Origin of the sequence: Streptomyces hirsutus, assembly GCF_001418415.1 — a bacterium.
Taxonomy (GTDB): domain Bacteria; phylum Actinomycetota; class Actinomycetes; order Streptomycetales; family Streptomycetaceae; genus Streptomyces; species Streptomyces hirsutus.
Genome location: NZ_LIQT01000001.1, coordinates 15,612 through 37,579, shown reverse-complemented (window position 1 = coordinate 37,579; position 21,968 = coordinate 15,612). Strand labels below are relative to the sequence as shown.

16 protein-coding genes and 3 pseudogenes are annotated in these 21,968 nt (G+C 70.2%); 13 read left to right on the top strand and 6 right to left on the bottom strand.

Annotated elements, in window-relative coordinates:
- Positions 1 to 543: 543 nt before the first annotated feature.
- On the top strand, positions 544 to 2,694 hold the full coding sequence (locus tag AOK11_RS00165; protein WP_055591542.1) for a hypothetical protein: 2,151 nt from the start codon (positions 544 to 546) through the stop codon (positions 2,692 to 2,694).
- 364 nt (positions 2,695 to 3,058) lie between these two features.
- Here AOK11_RS00165 and AOK11_RS00160 read toward each other — a convergent pair whose 3' ends face one another.
- A complete protein-coding gene (locus AOK11_RS00160) occupies positions 3,059 to 3,871 on the bottom strand; it encodes a class I SAM-dependent methyltransferase (RefSeq protein WP_055591541.1) in 813 nt (270 codons plus the stop codon).
- 645 nt (positions 3,872 to 4,516) lie between these two features.
- On the opposite strand from AOK11_RS00160, the gene AOK11_RS00155 reads away from it, so the two are divergent.
- The 3 genes and pseudogenes from AOK11_RS00155 to AOK11_RS46550 all read left to right on the top strand — a co-directional run bounded on the left by AOK11_RS00155 (position 4,517) and on the right by AOK11_RS46550 (position 7,781).
- Positions 4,517 to 5,623 (top strand): serine hydrolase domain-containing protein, encoded by a 1,107-nt coding sequence (locus AOK11_RS00155; RefSeq protein ID WP_055591540.1) that lies wholly within the window; start codon positions 4,517 to 4,519, stop codon positions 5,621 to 5,623.
- Between the two features lie 858 nt (positions 5,624 to 6,481).
- Positions 6,482 to 6,949, top strand: a pseudogene (locus tag AOK11_RS46555) (integrase core domain-containing protein); the annotation flags it as partial.
- Between the two features lie 397 nt (positions 6,950 to 7,346).
- Complete coding sequence (locus AOK11_RS46550) at positions 7,347 to 7,781, top strand: DUF7144 family membrane protein (protein ID WP_157869246.1); 435 nt, start codon at positions 7,347 to 7,349, stop codon at positions 7,779 to 7,781.
- A 109-nt stretch (positions 7,782 to 7,890) separates the two neighbouring features.
- On the opposite strand, the gene AOK11_RS00140 is transcribed toward AOK11_RS46550, so the two are convergent.
- Together AOK11_RS00140 and AOK11_RS00135 are read right to left on the bottom strand one after the other, a co-directional pair.
- A complete protein-coding gene (locus AOK11_RS00140) occupies positions 7,891 to 9,351 on the bottom strand; it encodes a sensor histidine kinase (protein WP_055591537.1) in 1,461 nt (486 codons plus the stop codon).
- Positions 9,338 to 10,018 carry a response regulator transcription factor gene (locus AOK11_RS00135; protein WP_055591536.1) on the bottom strand — a complete coding sequence of 227 codons (681 nt, stop codon included), beginning with the start codon at positions 10,016 to 10,018 and terminating at the stop codon, positions 9,338 to 9,340. Before AOK11_RS00135 ends, AOK11_RS00140 begins: the two co-directional genes overlap by 14 nt.
- Before the next feature lie 236 nt (positions 10,019 to 10,254).
- Between AOK11_RS00135 and AOK11_RS00130 the strand changes: the two genes are divergently transcribed.
- Together AOK11_RS00130 and AOK11_RS41350 are read left to right on the top strand one after the other, a co-directional pair.
- Positions 10,255 to 11,685 (top strand): glycosyltransferase family 39 protein, encoded by a 1,431-nt coding sequence (locus tag AOK11_RS00130; protein WP_055591535.1) that lies wholly within the window; start codon positions 10,255 to 10,257, stop codon positions 11,683 to 11,685.
- Between the two features lie 89 nt (positions 11,686 to 11,774).
- Positions 11,775 to 11,921, top strand: a pseudogene (locus AOK11_RS41350) (IS1380 family transposase); the annotation flags it as partial.
- Between the two features lie 221 nt (positions 11,922 to 12,142).
- Here AOK11_RS41350 and AOK11_RS46070 read toward each other — a convergent pair.
- Positions 12,143 to 12,265: a hypothetical protein gene (locus tag AOK11_RS46070; RefSeq protein ID WP_276204780.1), complete on the bottom strand. Its 123-nt coding sequence runs from the start codon at positions 12,263 to 12,265 to the stop codon at positions 12,143 to 12,145.
- A gap of 96 nt (positions 12,266 to 12,361) precedes the next feature.
- Here AOK11_RS46070 and AOK11_RS44300 point away from each other — a divergent pair, with 96 nt between their 5' ends.
- Together AOK11_RS44300 and AOK11_RS00120 are read left to right on the top strand one after the other, a co-directional pair.
- Positions 12,362 to 12,724 (top strand): transposase family protein, encoded by a 363-nt coding sequence (locus AOK11_RS44300; RefSeq protein ID WP_240497153.1) that lies wholly within the window; start codon positions 12,362 to 12,364, stop codon positions 12,722 to 12,724.
- Between the two features lie 175 nt (positions 12,725 to 12,899).
- Complete coding sequence (locus tag AOK11_RS00120) at positions 12,900 to 13,814, top strand: RNA repair domain-containing protein (RefSeq protein ID WP_055591533.1); 915 nt, start codon at positions 12,900 to 12,902, stop codon at positions 13,812 to 13,814.
- Between the two features lie 389 nt (positions 13,815 to 14,203).
- On the opposite strand, the pseudogene AOK11_RS00110 reads toward AOK11_RS00120, so the two are convergent.
- Together AOK11_RS00110 and AOK11_RS00105 are read right to left on the bottom strand one after the other, a co-directional pair.
- Positions 14,204 to 14,925 (bottom strand): annotated as a pseudogene (locus tag AOK11_RS00110) (IS6 family transposase).
- Positions 14,926 to 15,130: 205 nt separating this feature from the next.
- On the bottom strand, positions 15,131 to 16,156 hold the full coding sequence (locus AOK11_RS00105) for a glutathione S-transferase family protein (protein ID WP_055591531.1): 1,026 nt from the start codon (positions 16,154 to 16,156) through the stop codon (positions 15,131 to 15,133).
- Positions 16,157 to 16,187: 31 nt separating this feature from the next.
- On the opposite strand from AOK11_RS00105, the gene AOK11_RS00100 reads away from it, so the two are divergent.
- The 5 genes from AOK11_RS00100 to exaC all read left to right on the top strand — a co-directional run bounded on the left by AOK11_RS00100 (position 16,188) and on the right by exaC (position 21,954).
- Positions 16,188 to 16,520 (top strand): hypothetical protein, encoded by a 333-nt coding sequence (locus tag AOK11_RS00100; RefSeq protein ID WP_063793388.1) that lies wholly within the window; start codon positions 16,188 to 16,190, stop codon positions 16,518 to 16,520.
- 199 nt (positions 16,521 to 16,719) lie between these two features.
- Positions 16,720 to 17,019 carry a hypothetical protein gene (locus AOK11_RS00095; protein ID WP_055591530.1) on the top strand — a complete coding sequence of 100 codons (300 nt, stop codon included), beginning with the start codon at positions 16,720 to 16,722 and terminating at the stop codon, positions 17,017 to 17,019.
- Between the two features lie 882 nt (positions 17,020 to 17,901).
- Positions 17,902 to 18,510, top strand: coding sequence for a TMEM175 family protein (locus tag AOK11_RS00090; protein ID WP_055591529.1), 609 nt, complete (start codon positions 17,902 to 17,904; stop codon positions 18,508 to 18,510).
- Positions 18,511 to 19,050: 540 nt separating this feature from the next.
- Complete coding sequence (locus AOK11_RS00085; RefSeq protein WP_055591528.1) at positions 19,051 to 20,328, top strand: GAF domain-containing protein; 1,278 nt, start codon at positions 19,051 to 19,053, stop codon at positions 20,326 to 20,328.
- 102 nt (positions 20,329 to 20,430) lie between these two features.
- A complete protein-coding gene (gene exaC, locus AOK11_RS00080; protein WP_055591527.1) occupies positions 20,431 to 21,954 on the top strand; it encodes an acetaldehyde dehydrogenase ExaC in 1,524 nt (507 codons plus the stop codon).
- The last annotated feature ends 14 nt before the right edge of the window (positions 21,955 to 21,968 follow it).

The window sequence follows — 21,968 nt, the reverse complement described above, 5'->3', positions numbered from 1 at the left end:
GCGGACTCCTCGGATGAACGCACACGGTGAACGGGTCGTCGAAACCCTGCGACGTGAAGTCCTCGACCACCTGCTGATCCGGAACGAGACCCCTGCCCGCCGGGTCCTGAACGCCTGCGCCTGACACGACAACCGCCGTCGCCCGCATCGGGCTCGGGGACAGTTTTTGCCCCTCGCGCACGAGCACCCGGCACCCAAGACCGACCTGACCGCGCACCGAGTCCTCCGCCGCCGGGTACTCGGCGGCGTCATCAACGAGTACCGGTACGCCGCCTGATCAGCGGCGACGAGTTTCCGAACGGCACAGGTGTCGGAGGTGTCCATGTGCAGTGCTGACTGCCCGCCCGACGCGAACTCATCACCACCACGCGAATCCCGCCCCGTCCCCACCTCGCCCCTGCCGGTTCCGGGCTCCGACCGGCCTCGCCGCCGCTCCGCCCGGTGTGCCGGGGAGCGGGTCGCACAGACGTATCACTCGCTCGATCGAGCTAACCCCGGACCCGGAAGGATCACCGGGGCCGCCCGCACTCATACGCTCCACGAGTGACTCGTACGAACGCCTTGAACACCGGCCGCGACGACTTCCTCAGCTGGGCGACGGGAGAGAGAGGCGTCGCACTGCCGGCGCGCCTCACGGACGCTGTGCTGACGATGCTCGCGCTGCGCGGAGCGGACCGCAGGGCGGGCCTGCCGGAGCCGACCCCCGGCCTGTTGCGGCAGGTGCTGCACGAGGACCTGCCGCAGCTGCTGTGCGCCGGCGACGACGAGCTGGACGCCCTGCCCGGCGTCCTCGGCACCCTCGCCGACCGGGTCCGGGCAGCGGGCCGGCTCAACGCCAAGCGTCACGCGCGCCTGCTCGCCGCCGTCGAGGACGCCGTGCCCGGCTTCCGCCGCGCCATGGCGGACCCGGCGAATCTGACCTGGCACCGCTGGTACGCGTCGCTGCTGACCGCCGACGGTGTCGACCCGGACGACCCCGCCGCCGTGGGGGCCTGGCTCGACGCCCACGAGAACACACCGCACGCCGACCGGCCGGCCCTGCCCGAGCCGCTGCACCGTTCCGACCTCGCGGAACGGACGTTCGCCGTGCGGATCCGTCTCGGCGAGGCGCTGCTCGCCGCGTTCGCCCGCGACACCCGCGAGACATCACCGGCAGGCCCGCTGCTGCCCACACCGCCGCTGGACGACCGACGCCCCGACGACGCGCTCAGCAGTGAACTGGAGCGCATCGCCGATGTGTTGACCGACCGGTGGACCGCGGCGGGGCTCGCCGAGGCGTTCGCCGCCCGGCACGCCGCACTCGCCCCCGCCCCGGAGACGATGCCGCACGTCGCGCTCGCCGACCGCATGCTCGACGAACACCTCGACTACTACGGCGACTCGTCCGTCCCGCTGCCGCCCCCGCCGGCGGTCCCTTCGCCCGACGAGATCCGGGACCTGCTGCACGCCGCCCCGCTACCCGCGGCGCTCGCGGCCGGGACCTTCGACGACGAGCTGCGCGACATCGCGGAACGCTGCGGCCTGCCCGGCCCCGCCACCACCGTGTGGACCGACGGCACCCCGCAGGAGCTGCTCGAGCTGGCCGCCGACGTCCTGGCCGCCCAGGCCGAACGGCTGCCGCTGGTCACCGGCCCGCAGGAGGCGTACTCGTTCGACGCAGCGCACCTCCTCTACTCGCTGTACGAACGCGGCAGCACCCCCGACTCGGTCGCCCGCAAGATCGCCGACGCGAAGTCCGACGGCCTGCCACCCGAACTGGAGGACGCTCCGACACCCGTGTCGCGCAACGCCCCCGACGCCTACGAGCTCCCGTCGCCCGAGGAGCTGTCCCAACTCCTCGGGATGCCCGCCGTCACGGACGCCGACCGCGCCGAACTCGACGCCCCCGCACACGGACTGGCGTCGCTCGTGGACCAACTGGCCGCCACCGGCTGCGTCTTCCGTACCGGCGACACCTACGGGCTCACCCCGCTCGGCGCCGCCGTCATGCGCCACGTGCTCACCGCCGGCCATGTGGCCGCCCCCGACCAGGAAACCGTGGCGGAGTGGAACGCGGCCGAGACCGTGGCCGCCACCCGCCACTGGCCCACCCGGATCGCCGCCGCCACGCTTGCCGCGTGGGCCGCGCACCGCGGTGGCACGGACGAGGCATGGGGCGAACTGCTCGGCGCCGTCTCCGCAGCCAAGGCCGACGAGGCCGATGCCGCCCGCACGTCCGAGTACTTCGCCCGCCTCGATGTCGCCGCGATCCCCGACACGGTGCTGCGCGCCGCGCTCACCGACCCGGTGACCGGGGCCGCCGCCCGCGGGCTGCTGCTGGCCCGGGGAGAGTCCGTCCCCGAGGACACGGTCCCTCTCACCGCCCGCGCCACGGTGCTCGTCGAGGAGCTGGAGCAGCGCTGGATCGACGACATGCTCGGCCATGTGAAGCGCCGGGACGACGCGGGCGAGACGGGCATCCCGGCCGCGGCCGACATCCCGCCGACGACCCTGCTCCCCGCCTTCGACACGGCGGCCGCCGCCTGGCCCGGCGGCGCCGCAGCCCTCGCCGACGCCCTGGCCGAGGCGGACCCGGGCACGTCACTGCGCATCCTGGGCACCCTGCACGCCCACCACCCGGACCGCGTGGTGGCAGACGCGGCGGCCCACGCGAAGAAGACGGCGCAGCGGGCATCGTCCGGGCGCCGCCGCTGACATGCCCCGGGCCCCGGCCGACAGCCTGCAGGCGCGCCCACCCTGCTGCGTACCAACGCCCGGGCCCGGCAGGGCTTTGCCAGGGGTGACGGCCGGGGAGTTCGGCGGGGAGATGTTCGCGCCGCTGGTGCGGCAGGGGCAGGAGGTCGTTGAGGAGTTCCTGGACGACTTCGAGTCGGGCGGCGCCCAGGGCTTGCGGGTTCGCTGCGGTCTGTCCGGCGGTGATGAGCCGGGCGAGCCGCACCGTTGCAGTGAGGAGATCCGGTCAGGATCGATCTTGCTCTGTTGGGCTGCGTGGACCCCCGGTCGCCATCACGGGAGAGGGCGGTACGTACGACCGCCCTCTCCCGTCCCAGGCGGATCTTCAGGGCCTGGTGGCGATGACCGCCTCGGTGTGGATCACCTCGTCGAACCGGCCGGACGGGGCGAAGGCGAGCAGCGCTGCGCGCAGGTCCTGCTCGTAGGCGTCCTTCTTCTCGCCGAGCTGGGCGGGGCTGGAGTAGGAGAGACTGAAGACCCAGCCGAGGACCTCGTCCACGGTGCGGGTCAGGGTGTGGTCCCAGCGCGCGGTGTCGACCTGGGAGAACGGGCTGCGGGCGAGGACGTCCTGGTGGCGTTCCTTGGGGTGGGAGGAGGCGCCGGAGCCGGCGCGGCGCTCGGGACCGAGGTAGCGGGTGCGGACCTCGTCGACGACCTGCCGCCATGGGGCGGGCTCAAGGTCGCCGGGGGCGCCGCGGGAGGCGAGGACGATCGCTCCGCCCGGCTCGATGATCCGGTCGAGGTCTCGGGCGACCCGGTCGCGGTCCATCCAGTGATACGCCGCGCCCATGACGGTGAGCAGCACGGGTCCGATGGAGAGCGTCGGGAGCGTTGTGGAGTCGCCCTCGCGCCAAGTGATGTTGGTGATGCCGTGCTCGGCGGCCAGGCGGCGGCCCTCTTCGAGCATGCCCTTCTCGGGGTCGACGGCGATGACCTCGCCGACGAGCGGGGCGAGTTCGAGGGCGATGATGCCGGGGCCTGCGCCGAGATCGAGGGTGCGCTGGGTGCCGTCCAGGCCGAAGCGCTCGGCGAGCAGGGTGTAGAAATCGGGCGCGTAGCGGGGCCGGAAGGCGGCGTAGTACGGCACGGTGGACGCGAACAGCTCTCCGGGCGTGTACGAGGGGGTGGAGGAGGTCACGGGTCCAGTCTCTCGCGGTGGTGCGGTCAGGGTCGGGTGATCGGTCAACGAGCCGGGGCGCCGGTCAGGTGCTGCCACCAGTCGGTGAGGGGGCGGGCACCGGAGCCGTCGGGGCGGCGGTCGCGGGCGCCGAGGAGCTGCCGCTCGACGGCGTCGAGGTCCGGCCGGTGGAGGAGGGCGAGGTCGGGGTCGTCGACCGCGTTGAGCCACCGGTAGCCGTACTGCAGGCGCTGTCACGTTGTTGGGTGGGTCGGTGTCTGACGGTGTGCCGGGGCGTGGTGGGCTTGCGGTCCGGTCCTGTGTTCAGGCCGTGGTGGGCCGGCCGGGGCCGGTGATCTGGTCCCAGACGGCGAAGCGGATGGCCATCTCGGCTCGGCGGTCGGGGCGGCCTCACGATCCCGCCAGGCCGCCTCACCCGAACGGGGTCGCCCGGAGCGCGACGGCCGGTACCGGCGGCTAGCGTCCGGAACGAAGCCCGCAGGTGCGACAGTCCGTTCCGTAGGGGGAATCGCAGCCTTCGACCCGTATGGAGGCTCCGCCGTGCGTCGGCCCGAAGCCACGCGTCACACCGCAAGAACCGCCCTCATATGCCTGCCGCTGGCTCTGGGACTTCTGGGCGCTTCGCTCACGGGCTGTGTCGCCACGGTGGCCACGAAGGCCGAGGGCGCGCCGAAGGCCTGCACCTCCGCCCAGATCTCCAAGGGCGGCAGCTGCATTCCCGCCGATAGCGACTCCTTCATCAAGAAGCAGGTCGCCGACTCCCTGAAGAAGGACAAGCTCACCGCAGCCATGGCTGGGGTCTGGATCGACGGGGAGAAGGTCACGAGCGTCGCTTCCGGAGAGACGATGACGGGCGTCCCCGCGACGACCGACATGCACCTGCGGATCGGCGCGGTCGCCATTCCGTATCTGACGACCGAACTGCTCAAGCTCGTCGACGAGGGCGAGGTCCGGCTCGACGACAAGATCTCCCGGTGGCTCCCCGACCTGCCGCACGCGAAGGCCATCACCCTGAAGATGGTTGCCTCCAGCACTTCCGGCTACGCGGACTACGTCCAGAACCCCGACTTCATCGCCGCGCTCTACAAGAATCCCTTCCGGCGCTGGACGCCGGAGGAACTGCTGGGCTTCTCCCTCTCCAAACCCCTCCAGAAACCGCCCGGGTCGGGGTTCGCCTACTCGCATGCCAACTGGGTGATCCTGGGCGACATCATCTCCAAGGTCAGGAAGAGGCCCCTTGCGGAAGTGATGCGCGAGGGAATCCTCAAGCCCCTCGCTCTGACCGGAACCGACAACCCGTCCACGGCCGAGATCCCCGCCCCGGTGCTGCACTCCTTCGACAACGAGCGGGGTGTGTTCGAGGACGCCACCTACTGGGACCCGTCATGGACGCTGGCTCCGGGAGCGGTCATGACGGGCACGCTGGAGGACATGGGGAAGTCGGCGGCAGCGTGGGGCGAGGGGAAGCTGCTCACGCCCGAGTCGCACAAGGTGCAGATCACCCCCGTCGCCAAGGTAACGCCGAGGACGTCCTACGCCCTGGGGCTGGCAGTGCAGAACACCTGGCTCCTGCAGAATCCGTCGTTCGCCGGCTACCAGGGATCGGTCGCCTATCTGCCCTCCAGGAAGATCGCGGTCGCGACGGTTGCGACACAGGGAATGGGCAGCGACACCGCCGAGAACTTCAGCACCGCGCTCCTGGTGTCGATCGCCCATCATCTCGCCCCGGAGAAGCCACTGATCCTGGATTGAGCGGCGGACGTCGCGCGGGCGGGACTGTCGTCAAATGCCACGCCCACATCAGCAGTGATGCGAGGGCGACGGCGGCTCGGCAGGACTCGCAGTCTTGTCGTACCGAGTCGCGATGCCGCGCCACGGCACCGTCAGCCAACGTGACAGTGCCGTGGCGCGGGCAGCGGGCGGAACGGTGAGCACCGCATCGTTCGTACTTCGCGAACGGTTTCCCGCTGCAACCGTTGCCCACACCGATCGCCGGTCCTGACGAGACGAACCGCCTCGGCATACGTCGGCACCGTCACGCCTCGTGCCTGATGCGTGACGGTGCGAGCGGAACAACCTGTGGGGCTCGGTTATTCATCGCTGCGAGTGAGGGCGCATCTCGGGCGCCTTCAGGGGCGGTTGGGATCATGTACGAGTGATCGTGCCGTTGCTGTACAAGATGACCCGGAAGCCGCTGTCCGTCCCGACGGTGCTTTTGCGCCGCGACACGGCCAAGGGACGCGCGGCTGCTCGTGCTGCGGCACGAGAACGCGGTGCTGCGTCGGCAGCTCAAGGAGCCGGTGCGCCACGAGCCCGCGGACCGGTTCTGGCTCACGGCACTGTCCGCACTCACCGCCCGCCGCCGCCGGCGAGCGGTCCTCCCGATCACCCCGGGGACCCTGCCGGCTTGGCACCGCCGACCGATCGTGGCGAAGTGGGACCACACCGCCCGACGCGGCCGAACCGGCCGCCCACCCACCAAAGCCGCGCTCAAGAAGCCCACCCTCCGCCTGGCCAGGGAGAATCCACGGTGGGGGCACAGAAGAGTCCAGGGCGAACCGGCCCGGCCCGGGCACCCGATCGCCGCCTCCACGGTGTGGCAGATCCTCAATGCTGCCGGGCATCGACCCGGCCCCACGCCGCTCCGGCCCCGGCTGGCGCGCGTTCCTCACTGCCCAGGCCGAGGGGATCATTGCCGCGGACTTCTTCCACCTCGACACCGTCCTGGGCAAGCGCCTGTATGTGCTGGCGTTCCTCGAGCACGGCACCCGGCGCCTGCACCTGACCGGCGTTACCGCCCACCCGACCCGGGCACGGGCCGTCCGGCAGGCCCGGAACCTGGCCGCCGACCCGGGCAGGCGCACGGACTCGCTGCGGTTCCCGCCGCGGGACCGCGACGACACATACGGTGCGGCGTCCGACGCGGTCTTCGAGGCCGAGGACCTGGATGTGATCTTGAGTGCGCCGCGGGCTCCCCGGGTGAACGCACACTGCGAGCGGGTGATCGGAAGTATCCGGCGCGAGGCCCTCGACCACGTCCTGATCATCGGCGAGACCCACGCCCGGCAGGTGCTGGCCAGCTATCAGGACCACTGCAACAGGCATCGGCCGCACCGGGCACGCCAACAGCTCCCACCCGACGCCGACCGCCGGCCCCGCCACCGTCCGCGACGACCGAAGACTCCTGCGTACCCGAGTCCTCGGCGGCGTCATCAACGAGTACCGATACGTTGCCTGACGTGCAGCGATGACTTTCCGAGCCCTGCAGGACAGCGGTCCATGAGCGTCCCATCCCAAAGGTTTCGACGCAATCCACTATCCGGCAGGCCATATACGGGCGCCTCCCGGAGCCGCGGACAGGGCCATCGGCCCGCGGTACCCGCGAGCCGGTCGCCCGAGAGCACAGGCGGCCGCGCAACACCCATGGGCCCCTACCGATTGCGGGCCTGCGGTGGTGCTGCATTTCATGGATCCCATGCAGCAACAAACCTCTCCACCAGACGGTGCCGTGCCTCCGATGGAGCGATCGCACTGGGTGGCCTTCGCCGGAATCCTGCTATTGGTCAGCGCCCTCTTCAACCTGCTCAACGGATTTGTGGCGATCTTCAATCACGGCTACTACTCGATCGTCTATTCCGAGGGCAACCGGCTGCTCATCTTCAACTACACGGCTTGGGGCTGGATCTGGGTCGCCATCGGCATCGTGATGGCCCTGGCGGGTCTCGGCGTGCTCGTGGGCTCCAGAGCGGCGCGGCTGACGGGTATCTGTCTGGCAGCGCTCTGTCTCGTCGGTCAGATGATCTTCCTTCCGGTCTACCCATTCTGGTCTCTGTTCACGATGGTGGTGTCTGTGCTGGTCATCTACGGTCTGCTAGCCGAGCCGCGGCACGTGCACGGCGCGCGCGTGTAGCGCAGCGCAGGCCCGGCGGGTGAAGTGGATGGTCGTTTCTGCGGCAGTGGCGGTGGGCGTGGTCATCTGGTGGTCTTCCGGTTCCGAAGGGCTGCCGCGGTGAAGCGCGTCATTTCTCGGCTGGGGTGAGGGCTCGGGGAAGGCGTAGCTGGAAGCATGCTCCGAGGGTCCGGGGGGTGAGGGTGAGGGTGCCTCGGTGGCGGTGGGCCAGGTCGCGGGCGATGGCGAGGCCCAGGCCGGTGCCGCCGTGGTCGCGGGAGCGGGCGTCGTCGAGCCGGACGAAGCGTTCGAAGATGCGCTCGGCGTCCTCGGTGGGCACGCCCGGTCCGTCGTCGTGCACCGTGAGGACGACCCAGGCGTCCTGGTTTCGGATGGTGATCTGGATGCGGTGTGCGGCGTGGCGGGCGGCGTTGTCGATGAGGTTGCGCAGCAGTCGTTCGTATTCGTCGGGGTTTCCGTGTGCGTGCGCGGGGGCGGTGCCGTCGCAGGTCAGGGTCAACGGTCGTTCGGTGAGGGGGTATTGCTCGGTCAGCCGGGAGGCGAGGGCTGTCAGGTCGACGGCTTCGGGGCTGGCTGTGGGGGTGCGGGTGTCGAGGCGGGCGAGGAGCAGCAGGTCTTCGGCGAGGGCGTGGAGGCGGCGGGTCTGTCGTGCGGCGGTGGTGGCCGCAGCGGGCCAGTCGGTGCGTTCCGGGTAGGCGAGCGCGACTTCCAGGCTGGCCAGCAGTGTGGTGAGGGGGCTGCGTAGTTCGTGGGCGGCGTCCGCGACGAAGCGGCGTTGCTGGGCGGCGGCGTTGTCGAGGCGTTGGAGGGTGGTGTTGATGGTGGTGGCCAGGGCGGTGATCTCGTGTCCCGTGGCGGGCACGGTGACGCGTTCGCGGGGGTCGCTCGCGGTGACCGAAGCGGTGAGGACGCGGATGGCTTCGACCGGCCGCAGCGCGATGCGGACGGCGAAGTAGGCGGCGGCGGCGATCAGTACGAGGCTGACGAGCCCGGACCGCAGCAGCAGGCGGTCGGTTGTCTCGGTGATTTCCTCGGCCGCGCTCGGGAGCACCACCACATAGACCCGCAGCTTGGCGTCGGCGGCGACACCCAGAGCGGCGACCTCGTCGCTGCTCAGTTCATCGGCTTCGATGTCGGCCGCCAGGACCTGATACATCCCGCCGGCCATGTCGCCTCTGATCCCGGGGTTGTAGTCGCGGTTCACCGGCAGGCGGACTGAATTGGGCGACCCTTGCCCGGTCGGGGCGGGCAGCACGTGGCGGGTGCCGGAATCGAAGTCCTCCATGCCTCCGCCGTAGGCGACGGCGGTGCGTCGGCCGGTCGCGACGACCTCGTACGGCACGGCGCTCGCGCGAGCGGGAACCACTCCCTCTCTCAGCTGGTCGCTGAGGGCCAAGAGCTGTGCCACGGCCTGTTCGGTGGCGATCTGCGTGCTCTGGCGGTAGACGTCGCGGTGTACCCACCAGCCTATGGCGGCCAGGACGACGGCGGCAGTCGAGGCAACGGCCAGGGCCGTGCGGGCTCGTACCGAACGCGGCCACCAGCGGAGTCGCGGCTCAGTCGCGTTCACGGTCGTCCACCAGCCGGTAGCCGGTACCCCGTACGGTCTGCAGGGACTGCCGGTGGAACGCGGCGTCCACCTTCTTGCGGAGGGCGCTGACGCGCGCCTCCACCAGGTTGGGATCCTCGGCCTCGTCGGGCCACGCGTGATAGAGCAGATCCGTTTTGGAGACCGCCTGGCCCGCCCGGCGGGCCAGCAGCTCCAGCACGGCGAACTCCCGGGGTGTGAGGTCCACTCGGGCCCCGGCCCGGCGGCAGACCCGGCCGGCGACATCCAACGAGAGGTCGCCCACGGCAAGGACGGGCGGGGCGACCGTGGCGGCTCGTCTGACCAGGGCCCGCAGCCGTGCGACGAGCACCATGTAGGAGAAGGGTTTGGCCAGGTAGTCGTCGGCCCCCGTGTCCAGGGCCTCTGCCTGATCCCAGTCCCCGTCCTTGGCGGTGAGTACCAGGATGGGGGTCGCGTTGCCCTCCCGGCGCAGCTGGGCGCAGACCTTGTAGCCGTTGAGTCCGGGCAGCATCAAGTCCAGTACGACAAGGGCGTATTCGCCGGTCCGGGCCATCCACAGTCCCTGTCGGCCGTCATGGGCGAGGTCGACGCTGTAGCCCTCGGCGGTCAGACCGGTGTGCAGGGTGTGGGCAAGGTCCACCTCGTCTTCGACCACCAGGATGCGCATGTGGTGCAGCCTCGCACAGCGCCGGCCCGCTTTCCTGATCGGCCGGTCAGGTTGGATCAGCAACCGGTCAACGAGGTCCGGGCACGCTGGCGGAAATTCTTCGCCACTGCTGAAAGGCCCTGTCGTCGATGTCCGTTGATGAACGTGCGCCCGCCGTGATCGAGACGGTCGCTGCTCCCCCACCCGTCCGTCGGCCGTCACCGCGCCCGGCCCGAGCGGTTGTCGTCCTCGCGCCCATGCTGCTGACCATCGCTCTTGGACTCTGGGGCATCCGCAGGAAGAACACCATGTGGGGGGACGAGTCCGTCACCTATCAGCTCGCACACCGCGACCTTTCGCAGATATGGCTCACCGCCCAGCATGTCGATCTGGTCCATGCCCTCCACTACGCCGTGATGCATGAGATCTTCGGTCTCTTCGGCGCAGGACTGCTGACGTTGCGGCTGCCGTCCGTGCTGGCGATGTCCGCGGCGGCGAGCGCAGTCGGGCTTCTGGGCCTGCGGCTGGCGGGGCCGCGTGTCGGGCTGCTGGCCGGGCTGGTGTTTCCGCTCCTTCCTCAGGTGCAGAAGTACACGCAGGAAGGCCGCTCGTACGCCATGGTCTGTGCCCTGGTCGCCTGGGCCACCTATGCGCTCGTGGTCGGCGTCACGCGTCACGCCCGATGGCGGTGGGCGGTCTACGGCTGCACCATGCTACTGGCCTGCCTGCTCCATGAGTTCGCGGTTCTCGCCCTGGTCGCACACGGCGTCACACTGGTCGTCTCCCGTGTTCCGCGACCGGTGCTGAGGGCGTGGGGTGTGGCTTCCGCAGGCGTGGTGGCCGGGCTGTTGCCGCTGGCGATCCGCAGTGCGGAGCAGTCCGCGCAGGTGTCCTGGATCGACGTACCGGTGCGGCTTCCTGAATTCCTGGCCGCGGCGGTCGTGGGCGTGGCGTGTGCCCTGGCGCCCGTGGCGGCGAGGGGACCCGTGCGGCTCCCTGTGCTGGCTGTGCCGATCATTGTGCTTCCGTGCCTTCTGCTGCTGATCGCCTCGTTGGTCAAGCCCCTCTTCGTCGATCGGTACGTGCTCTACAGCAACATCGGAATCGCCTTGCTGGTGGGCGCCGGCATGGATCACTTCCACCAGATGCGGAAGTCGTCCCGCAACGCGGCGGTTGCGGGAGTGGTCGCGGTTGCCGTACTGGCCGCACTCGTCCTGACGGGCCTTTGGCTGAGGACGCCCCAGAGCCGGAGCAATGACGTCACCGCCATCGGCGCCACCGTACGCAAGGTGGGCCGTCCCGGCGACGGACTGCTCTATCTCTCCGGCCAGCACCGGATCTGGACCGCGGCCAACCCCGGGGACACCCGTTTCCTGAGGGATCTGGCCCTGGCACAGGATCCCGTTTCGTCGAACACACTGGCAGGTGTCGAGCTTCCCGCCCCAGATATAGCGGCCCGCATGCTGGAATTCGACCGAATCGTCGCGGTCCGCGGCCCGGCGGGCGCGCAATCGCCGACCGACCCGCAGGAGGAAGCGAAAACAAGCACCCTGCGGCGCCACTTCCGCGAGTACGGGACAACCCATGTCAACGGGGCGCGAGTCACCGTCTATGTCCGAGACCACGACCCGTCTCCGAAGGCCGGTCCTGGATCCAACAGCCCGGGAGCGAGCGGTGGGGTGAGGTGACCGCGACTGGTGCCGGCCCGGCCGTCACCACCGCCGTCACCCTGTCTCGACCCGGAAGCCACGGACCTTGACTTGCCGGTCGCTGCTGCCGTGGGAGGCTGCGGCTGTTCTCCGCCGCTGCCCAACTCATCGCGACCGCACGCCAACGGCGCCTGCGATTCGCCCGCCACTGGCCATGGACGGAAGAGATCACCGACACGATCAGTCGGCTCGGCACCTTCCTGGACCCAGGCTGACCGGCAACAGCCCGGGAAAGATCCGGGACATCGGGGATGTCGGCGATGTCGATCTCCTCGAACCCCGACGAGCGGCAGAGCCACCGACGGGATCGTGGCAACCGGCGCCCACCCGATGCGACGAGCGGGCCGCCTGCGTGCCCGCACACGCACCGCGACGACGAATGGGGCGGCAACCGAAGCTGACGACCGAACACGAAAGGCCGAGGGCAGAGCGAAAGTCAGGTAGCGATTTGGGGAGTGCCGGCCATGCTGGTGCTCTCGGGGATCGTGGCGATCACGTCGATTTCCACTGCTGCGTCCAGGGCCAGGTCGGTGACGCCGACCGTGGTGCGGCTTGGCAATGGGCCACCGAACCACGTCCGGTATGCCGCATTGAGACCTGTACAGCATGAATCCGCCCTGGTCGGCGGTGCTGGCGTGGGTGGTCGGTGGCGTACTTGTGCTGGTCGAGGGCGGGAGGCTGGAGTGCAGATCGTCTGACACGTCCGGATGGGGGTTCTTGGCCCGACCTCGGCTTCGTCGGCCTCGGCGGTGGTGGCGACGACAGCAGCGCCCCGGCGGTCATCACCGGCTACGAGAAGCCCAGGGGAAAGAAGCTCCCGCCCGCGAAGAAGCAGGTCAACCAGCTGATCGCCGCAGAACGAGCCGCCTGCGAACATGCCTTCGCACACCTGAAGAACTGGTGGGCACCGGCCCGTCACCTCGGCCGCCGTGAGCACATGGACGACACCGTCCAGGCCGTCGCCGGCCTGTTGTCCCAGCAGCAGAACGCAGACCAGATCCTGGCCTGGCAGACGTGAGCGTAGAAGCCCCACCGACCTCTTCAACGTCTCACCGCTAACCGTGCACGAGCTCGTTGACCTTGCCGTTGATCAGACACTCCCCTGCGTGACGGTGCGAGCGGAACAACCGTCGAGGACAGGACGGGCGGCACCCTGGAGGAAGAGAAGGTGCGAAGGCGGGAGAGGAGGCGTGATGCGAACCAGCGAAGAGATCTATCACCGGGTTCGCTGGGACCCGAGGTTCGATCCGGCCCGGTTCGTGCTGGGGATCCGCCGGCGCGGGGATGGCCTCGAACGCGTCCCGCTGCCCTCGTTCGTACCCGGGGGCGACATCCCGTGGCACCGGGTGGTGTTCATCGAGGCGGACGGCGAGCTGGTCTGGGACCGGGCCACGGGCGTGGACCGCATCGACAGGTCGGATGCCGGCCAGGTGCGGCACCCGCAAGCGGCCCTGAGCTTCGACACGAGCCCCGGCAGGGGCGAGCCCGCCGGCGTCCTCGATGTGCCCCCGACGGCCCGCACGGCGGTGGCCTGGATCCCGCCTGCGGAGCTGTGGCCGCCGATCCAGGACATCCGCCGGGAGCACGATCCGCAGATCCACCGGTGGCCGCCGCACGTCAATGTGCTCTTCGGCTTCGTGCCGGAGTCCCACTTCGAGCGGGCTGCCCCGCTGCTTGCCGCGGCGACGGCCGACACGCCGGTCTTCACCGCCCGGCTGGACGGGGTGCGTACCTTCCGGCACAGGGCGTACTTCACCGTGTGGCTCGACCCGACGGCAGCAGGCAAGGCGCCGTGGGCGGACCTGCAGCGCCTACTGCAGCAGCGGTTCCCGCGCTGTCGTGGGCCCGCCAAGAATTTCACCCCCCATCTGTCCCTGGGCCGGACCCGGGACCCGCGGCGAGTCACCGCCGCATGCGCCACCCGGCTCGACGCGATGACGGCGACGGTCTGGGAACTCGTCCTGCTCTCACGCAGCGGCGACGGACCGATGCGGCCACGGGCCACGATCGCCCTGCGAACGGGCGAGGTCCGCCGACTGCCCGGGCCCGGCCCCGAGGCGCCGGGCCCGGAGGACACGGCATGGCTCTCCCCGATCACTGACAGGTGAGGCCATGGCCAGGTGGGGAAAAGGCTTGAGAAGTCATCCGCAATCCGAACTTCTTCTATGACTTTTCGCTGGTCAGGCATGGTTCGCAGGATTCTGCGGCAGGGTGTGGCGTCTGATCGTCGAGGTCGAACGGGGAGCGCGGTGCCGTCGCCGCCGGGGTTGCTGGAGAAGCGGCGGAATGCCGCTCAGGTACTGGTGGAACGACTCGAGGGTGAACTCGCCGAGGCGAGGGCGATGCTGGAACGCCGGGTGGTGACGATTGAGGAGTTCGTGGAGGCCCTGGCCCCGGAGGGGGACGCACTGGCGGGGCTCGGACGTTGTCAAGTTGTCCATGGTGTGTCTGGCTGATGGAGTGACAGGGTGTGGTGGGGCCGGGTGCCGGGGCCGTGTCAGGTCTCGGTGGGCAGGCTGGTGCTGCCGGTGATCTGGTGCCAGGTCTCGAAGCGGCGGTGCATCTCGGCGTGGTACTGAGGGGCGGTGAGGCGGTGGCGTCGGGGCCTGAAGTGCGGTGAGGTCGCGCTGAACACGGACAGGAGCCGCTGTGTCCCGGTGGTGGAACGGGAGCCCTTCAGCGCGTGCTCGCGCTGAAGGGTGGGCTGGTGGGAGTTCTCCGCCCGGGTGTTGAGGTACTTCGACTGCCGGTGTTCGACCGAGGGCATCAACTCCCGGTGGACGACGACGTAGGAGCGGAGCCTGTCGGTGACCAGTACCCGGGGCACCCGGCATTGCTTCTTCATCAGCTTGGCCGGGAACCGCTTCACGGCCGCCGCGTCGCGCCGGGACCGCACCAGGACGTCCAGCACGTTGCCGTCCTGATCGACCGCGCGCCACAGGTAGCGCCGCACCCCGTTGACCTTCACGAAGACCTCGTCGAGGTGCCACGTGTCGCCGGCCCGCGACCGGTGGCAGCGCAGAGCCCGGCGGCGTACTCGGGCCCGAACCGGGCGCACCATTGCCGGATCGTCCCGTGGGAGACGATCACGCCGCGGGTGAGCAGCAGCTCCTCGACCTCGCGGAAGGAGAGTGGGAAGCGGTGGTAAAGCCACACCGCGTGCGCGATGATCTCCGCCGGGTACCGGTGTCCCTGGTACGACGGCGACGCGCTGTCCACGGATGCGCCCTCCCAGCATGACCAACCAGAAGATCATCCCATCCGGTCAGTCAACGTGACAGTGCCCGATGGGCCTGTACGCCAGGAGCAGCCTCTTCTTGGTCTTCTTCTTCGCCACGTGGATCTCCCGGATCGGTCGCGTCGGTTCCGTATGGATCAGTCGAATCGGCTGCGCACCGGTTCGGTGCCTGGGTGGGGCAGAGCGTCAGGGGCGGCCCCGCGCGGCTGCCTCCCCGTCCGCGCGGACCGGCCCGGGCGGCGTCCCGTCGCCGAACGGCCGGCCGCCCAGGTCCTCGCGGTGATGAGGGGCCGACCAGCCGGACAGATCGGGGCCCAAGGGCACGATGCCGGTCGGGTTGATGCCGGTGTGAACCTGGTAGTAGTGCCGTTTGATGTGGTCGAAGTCGACGGTGTCGCCGAAACCGGGCGTCTGGTAGAGATCGCGGACGTACGCCCACAGCACCCGGTTCTCCGTCAGTTTCCAGCGGTTGCACTTGAAGTGGCCGTGATAGACGGCATCGAACCGCACCAGCGTGGTGAACAGCCGGATGTCCGCCTCCGTGATCGTGTCGCCGACGAGGTACCGCTGCCCCGCCAGCCGCCGCGCCAGGAGTTCGAGCCGCCGGAACACGCCCGTGCACGCCACCTCGTACTCCTGCTGACCGGTGGCGAAGCCCGCCCGGTACACCCCGTTGTTCACATCGTCGAACACCTCCGCCATCACCGCGTCGATCTCGTCGCGCCGCTGCTCGGGATACAGGTCGGGCGCGCCTGCGCGGTGCAGTGCCGTCCACTCGGTGGCGAAGTCGAGAGTGATCTGCTGGTAGTCGTTGGTGACCAGCTGCCCGCCGGCCACCTCCACGATCGCGGGGACACTCACCCCACCCGGGTAGTCCGTCTCCCGCCGGTCGTACGCCTCGCTCAGATACCGGATGCCGAGAACCGGATCACGGCCGCCCGGGTCCAGGGTGAAGCGCCAGCTGCGGTCGTCCTGGACCGGGTCGGCGACGGCCAGGGACAGTGCGTCCTCCAGACCGAGCAGCCGCCGGGACACCAGTGCCCGGCTCGCCCACGGGCAGGCACGGCTGACGACGAGCCGGTAGCGCCCTGCCTCCACCGGCCACCCGTCCCTGCCGTCCGCGGTGATCCGGTCCGCGAAGTGGGCCCTCGACCGCTTGAACGCCTTCCGGCCGTAGGCGCTGTTGCCGTCGGCCCCCTCGTCGCGGCTCATGATGTCCTCCTCCTCGTCGCTTCGAACCCTGGTGAGCACGTTCCCCGTTTTCGGCGGTCGGCACGGTGTGACCGGGGCCGACCGGGGCAACCGGCCGAGGTGGGTACACGATCGGATCGCAGGACCCGGATCACCGCCCTGGTCGCGCTCGCAGACCTGGTCGGGCTGGGTCTACATCGCCCTCGTCCTGGACGCGTACTCGCGTCGGATCGTGGGCCGGCAGGCCGCCATCCACATGCGCACCGACCTGCCGCTGGACGCGCTGGAGACGGCCCTGTGGCGGCAGAAGATCAAGAAGGACGCCGGCCTCGTTCATCCAGGTCGAGCGGGCCGTTTTCCAGTGGGTCGCGGGGCACAACGGTGAACGACTCCACTCCGCCATGGGCTACGTCCCATCCGGCGAGTACGAGCAGGCGTACCGGGCGAGCCTGGAGGAAGCCCCGCAGACCGCTTGGTCATACGATCGCGGACTCTACGAAACTCGGGGCAGCTCGCTTTTCCGCCGCTCGGCGTGGGTGGATCCGGTGCGGCGCATGGGACTCCCCGGTGACAGGATCGATGTTATGAACACCGAGACGGACTGGGCGTACCGGGTGTTCGAGCCGCACGGCTCCGAGGGCTGGCGCCCCTACGGCAATGACCCCGAACGGTGGCAGGGCGCGATCACCGCCTCCGACTCGACCGAGGGCGCCAGGTACGCCATCGGCCGCATCGTCGGCGATCTGATGACCGAGTGGGAGAGGGCCGGCCTCCATCACGCGATGCACGTGCGGGTCTTCCTCTGGCATGACGAGGCGGGCGACATGGGGGAGGCGGACTTCATCGTGGAGGTCCGGCCCCGGTCGGACATCGACGCGGCGTGATCGCGGCGTGATCTCCGGCGCATGAGGCTCCTCACGGTGACAGGCTCGGTCCGATGGCCACCGAGAGGTCGTGGGCGCACCGGGTGGCGGAGCCGCACGGCTCCGCCCCCTGGCGCCCCCTCGGCGACCACTCCCATCGCCGGCGGGAAAGAGCACCACCGACACCCCCAGGCAGGGCGCCGAGTACGCCGCGCCGGTCGTCACCGATTTGGTGACCGGGTGGAAGGTGAACGGCATCTGCGAGCAGCACGTGCGTGTGATCGTGTGAGCGGGCGAAGAAGGCGCCGGCCCCCGCCTTCGACGACCTCGATGCCCGGAGGCGCGCCCTGACCGGCCACCGCCGCCCCGCGCACCGCCTGCCACCCGGCACTCCCGCGTCCGTCGTGCTCGCCGCCGCCCTCGACCACCTCGATATCCGCCCCCGGTCGGGCCCCTGCCCGACCACCCCGTCCTGCGCGACCCCCACGGCGTCGCACCCCTCTCCTGTACCGCGCTGGACGCCCGCACGGCCCGCCGCACCTGACCGCCCACCTTGCCGGTGAGGGCCTGCCGGAGTCCTGGATGGAGCAGATCACCGCCCCGGGCGAGGACGAGAAGGACGAACAGCACGCCTACCTCAAACTGCTCACCGTGATCATCGACTACCGGCGCCGCCGCACCGCTGCGTTCCCTCCCCGAACCGATCACTGGCCCCCTAGAGATCACCCGTCTCGACATCCTCCGCCACGACCGCCTCGGCGGAGTGATCCACGAGTACCGACACACAGCCTGACCAGCGAGGACGGGATATTCGGCACCTACGCGCGTACGCGGTCCGGATGATGACGCCCCGAGGGTCGACGCTGTGACCGGCCTGGAGCCGTGCGCCATTAGCCTCGGCTCATGCCGACCGAGCGGATGGAAGCGTTCAGCGATGGAGTCATCGCCATCCTGATCACGGTCATGGTGCTCGAGTTGCCCACCCCGCACGGCACCACTTGGGCGGCCCTGCACGATGCGCTCCCGGTGCTGCTGACCTACGTGCTCAGCTTCGTCTACCTCGGCATTTACTGGAACAACCACCACCACATGCTGCAGGCGACCGATCGGGTGAACGGGCTGATCCTGTGGGCGAACCTGCACCTGTTGTTCTGGCTCTCCCTGATCCCCTTCACCACGGCCTGGATGGGCCAGAACCACTTCGCCGCCGTCCCCACGGCCGCGTACGGCATCGACCTGCTCGCCGCTGCCCTGGCCTACTACACACTGCAGAAGACGATCACCCGGGACCAGGGTGAAGAGTCCCTGCTCGCCACCGCCGTGGGGAGGGACCTGAAGGGCAAGGTCTCGCCGCTGCTGTACGCGAGCGGCATCGGCCTGTCCTTCCTGAACGACTGGCTCGCGGTGGCGATCTATGCCGGCGTCGCGCTGATGTGGCTGGTCCCCGACCGGAGGCTCGAGCGGACCATGGCCCACAGACCGACCCCGGGCCCGGACGAGTCCGCCCCCTGACCTCCGCGGCGTCACGACGGCAGCGGCCTCCTGTCCCCCAGCGGGGCGAGGGTGGGCGACGGGCTCGGCCGGGTGTCGGTAAGCGGCCCTCATTGCCGTACGGGGGCATCTCACGGACGTGTAGATGCCGAAGAGACCGGCGGCCAGGTTGTCGGCCTGGTCCTGTCGCAGTCCGTCGAAGAACGTCGCGGTCTTCTTGAGCTCGTCCTCCGGCAGCCGCTTGGGCGTTGTCACGTTGTTGAGTGTGGGAGTGCCTGATGGCGTGTCGGGTGCGGTGGGGCCGGGCTCCGGCCCCGGGCTCAGGCCGCGGTGGGCGGGGCGGTGGCGCCAGTGATCTGGTCCCGGATGGCGAAGCGGACGGTCATCAGATGGTGCCGTCACGTCAAGGGCCGTCACCGGTTGTGACCGTCCGTTCAACGAACACGCGTACGGGAAAACCGGTCGACGGCAGCGGGAGGCCACCGCCCCCGTCGAAACGGTTGTCGCCACGTACCCCCCGGGCGACGATGTTCCCAGCGCATCGCCCTGCGGGAGGCCACGTTGACCGATCCCTGGGTGGCCCTGGAACCGGGGGCCGACCCTGCCGAGTGCGTACGCGTGCTGCACCGGGCGCACGAGACCTTCACCGAGGCCGGCACGGTGCCGCGCCCGGTGCGCGGCGTGGTCGCCGACTCGTGGCGGCGCTCGGCGCGCGCCGGGGTCCACCCGGACGGTACCGCCGACGTCGAACTGACGGACGGCGACCTCGGGGCCCGCCGCGCCGAGCACCCGCTGGCTCATGTGATGCCGCTGTTCCGGGAGCTGATGGGCACGTTCGCCTCCGACGGCCGGCATCTGCTGGCGGTGTGCGACGCGCACGGGAGGCTGCTGTGGGTCGAGGGGCACACGTCGACGCTGCGACAGGCGGGGCGGATGAACTTCGTGCCCGGCGCGCGGTGGGCGGAGAGCGCGGTCGGGACGAACGCGCCGGGCACGGCGGTCGCCGTGGACCGTCCGGTCCAGGTGTTCGCGGCCGAGCACTTCGTGCGGCGCGTGCAGCCGTGGACGTGCGCGGCGGCCCCCGCGCACGACCCGCACACGGGGCGGCTGCTCGGTGCCGTGGACATCACCGGTGGGGACGGCCTCGCGCATCCGCACAGCCTGGGCTTCGTACAGGCCGTTGCACGCGCGGCGGAGTCCCAGTTGGCGCTGCTCGCCCCGAGACGCCCGGACGGCGGTGGGCCCGGACTGGCGACACTGGGGCGCGACCAGGCCGTACTGACGACAGACGGCCGCAGTGTCCGGCTCAGTCGCCGGCACAGCGAGATCCTCGTCCTTCTGGCCCGGCGCCCCGACGGCCTGACCGGCGCCGAACTGCTGTGCGCCCTGTACGAGGACGAGTCGGTGACACCGGTGACGCTGCGCGCGGAGCTCGCCCGGCTGCGTCAGGTGCTCGGCCCGGGACTGCTCGCGTCGTGCCCCTACCGGCTCACGGCACCCCTGGAGTCGGACATCGCCGCCGTCGAACGTCGGCTGGCGGCCGGCGCGGTCACCACCGCCCTGGCCGCCTACGCGGGCCCCCTGCTGCCCGCCTCCCGGGCACCGGCGGTCGTACGGCTCAGGCGCCGCCTCGCCGACGGCCTGCGCGCGGCACTGATCGCCCGCTCGGACGCAGACCTGCTGGCCGACTGGGCCCCCGCGCCGTGGGGCGAAGAGGACCTGGACGTGTGGCGGGCGCTGGTCATGGCCCGGCCGACGGCATCGAACCGGGCCCATCTGGCCTCACTCGAATCGGAGTTGGCGGCCCCGGACGGCTGGGCCCGCTTCGAGGACCGGTAGCGCCGCTGCCCCTCCGCAACGTGGATGCAACGTCCGCGTCCTTACGCTCCGGCGCAGAGCTGCCCAACGGCGGGCAGCCCTGCTGAAGGAGGCCAGTTCCGCATGACACGTTACGCGGCGCCCGGAAGCGAGGGCGCGATCGTCTCCTACCAGCCCCGCTACGACCACTTCATCGGCGGGGAGTACGTACCTCCGGTCAAGGGGCAGTACTTCGAGAACCCGAGTCCGGTGAACGGGCAGCCGTTCACCGAGGTGGCGCGCGGTACGGCGGAGGACGTCGAGGCGGCACTCGACGCGGCCCACGCGGCCGCACCCGGCTGGGGGCGCAGGCCGGCGGCCGAGCGGTCCGACATCCTGCTGAAGATCGCCGACCGTATGGAGGCCGACCTGGAGTCACTCGCGGTCGCGGAGAGCTGGGAGAACGGCAAGCCCGTACGGGAGACCCTGGCGGCCGACATCCCGCTGGCCATCGACCACTTCCGCTACTTCGCCGGCGCCGTGCGCGCCCAGGAGGGCTCGCTCAGCGAGGTCGACGACGACACGGTCGCGTACCACTTCCACGAGCCGCTGGGCGTCGTCGCCCAGATCATCCCGTGGAACTTCCCCATCCTGATGGCGACGTGGAAGCTCGCGCCCGCCCTCGCCGCGGGCAACGCGGTCGTCCTCAAGCCCGCCGAACAGACGCCGGTCTCCATCCACTACTGGCTGAGCCTCGTCTCCGACCTGCTGCCGCCGGGCGTGCTGAACATCGTCAACGGCTTCGGTCCGGAAGCCGGAAAGCCGCTCGCCTCGAGTCCGCGGGTGGCGAAGGTCGCCTTCACCGGCGAGACGTCCACAGGACGGCTGATCATGCAGTACGCGGCCGAGAACCTGAAGCCGGTCACGCTGGAGCTGGGCGGCAAGTCGCCGAACATCTTCTTCGACGACGTGTGGGAGAAGGACGACGAGCTGCGCGACAAGGCCCTCGAAGGGTTCACGATGTTCGCGCTGAACCAGGGCGAGGTGTGCACCTGCCCCTCCCGCGGGCTGATCCAGCGCGGCAACTACCCCGACTTCCTGGCCGCGGCCGTCGCCCGCACCGAGCTGATCAGGCCCGGGCACCCGCTCGACACCGACACGATGATCGGCGCACAGGCGTCCAGCGAGCAGCTGACCAAGATCCTGTCCTACATCGACATCGGCCGACAGGAGGGTGCCAAGATCCTCACGGGCGGCGAACGCGCCGATTACGACGGTGACCTGAAGGGCGGTTACTACGTGCGGCCGACCATCTTCGAGGGCGACAACCGGATGCGTGTCTTCCAGGAGGAGATCTTCGGTCCCGTCGTCTCGGTGGCCTCGTTCGACGACTTCGACGACGCGATCAAGATCGCCAACGACACGTCGTACGGTCTCGGCGCGGGCGTGTGGACCCGCGACATCAACACGGCCTACCGCGCCGGCCGCGCCATCCAGGCGGGTCGTGTCTGGACGAACTGCTACCACGCCTACCCCGCGCACGCGGCGTTCGGCGGCTACAAGCAGTCCGGGATCGGCCGGGAGACGCACAAGATGATGCTGGACCACTACCAGCAGACGAAGAACCTCCTCGTGTCGTATTCGCCGAAGAAGCTCGGTTTCTTCTAGCCGCGGCAGAAGGG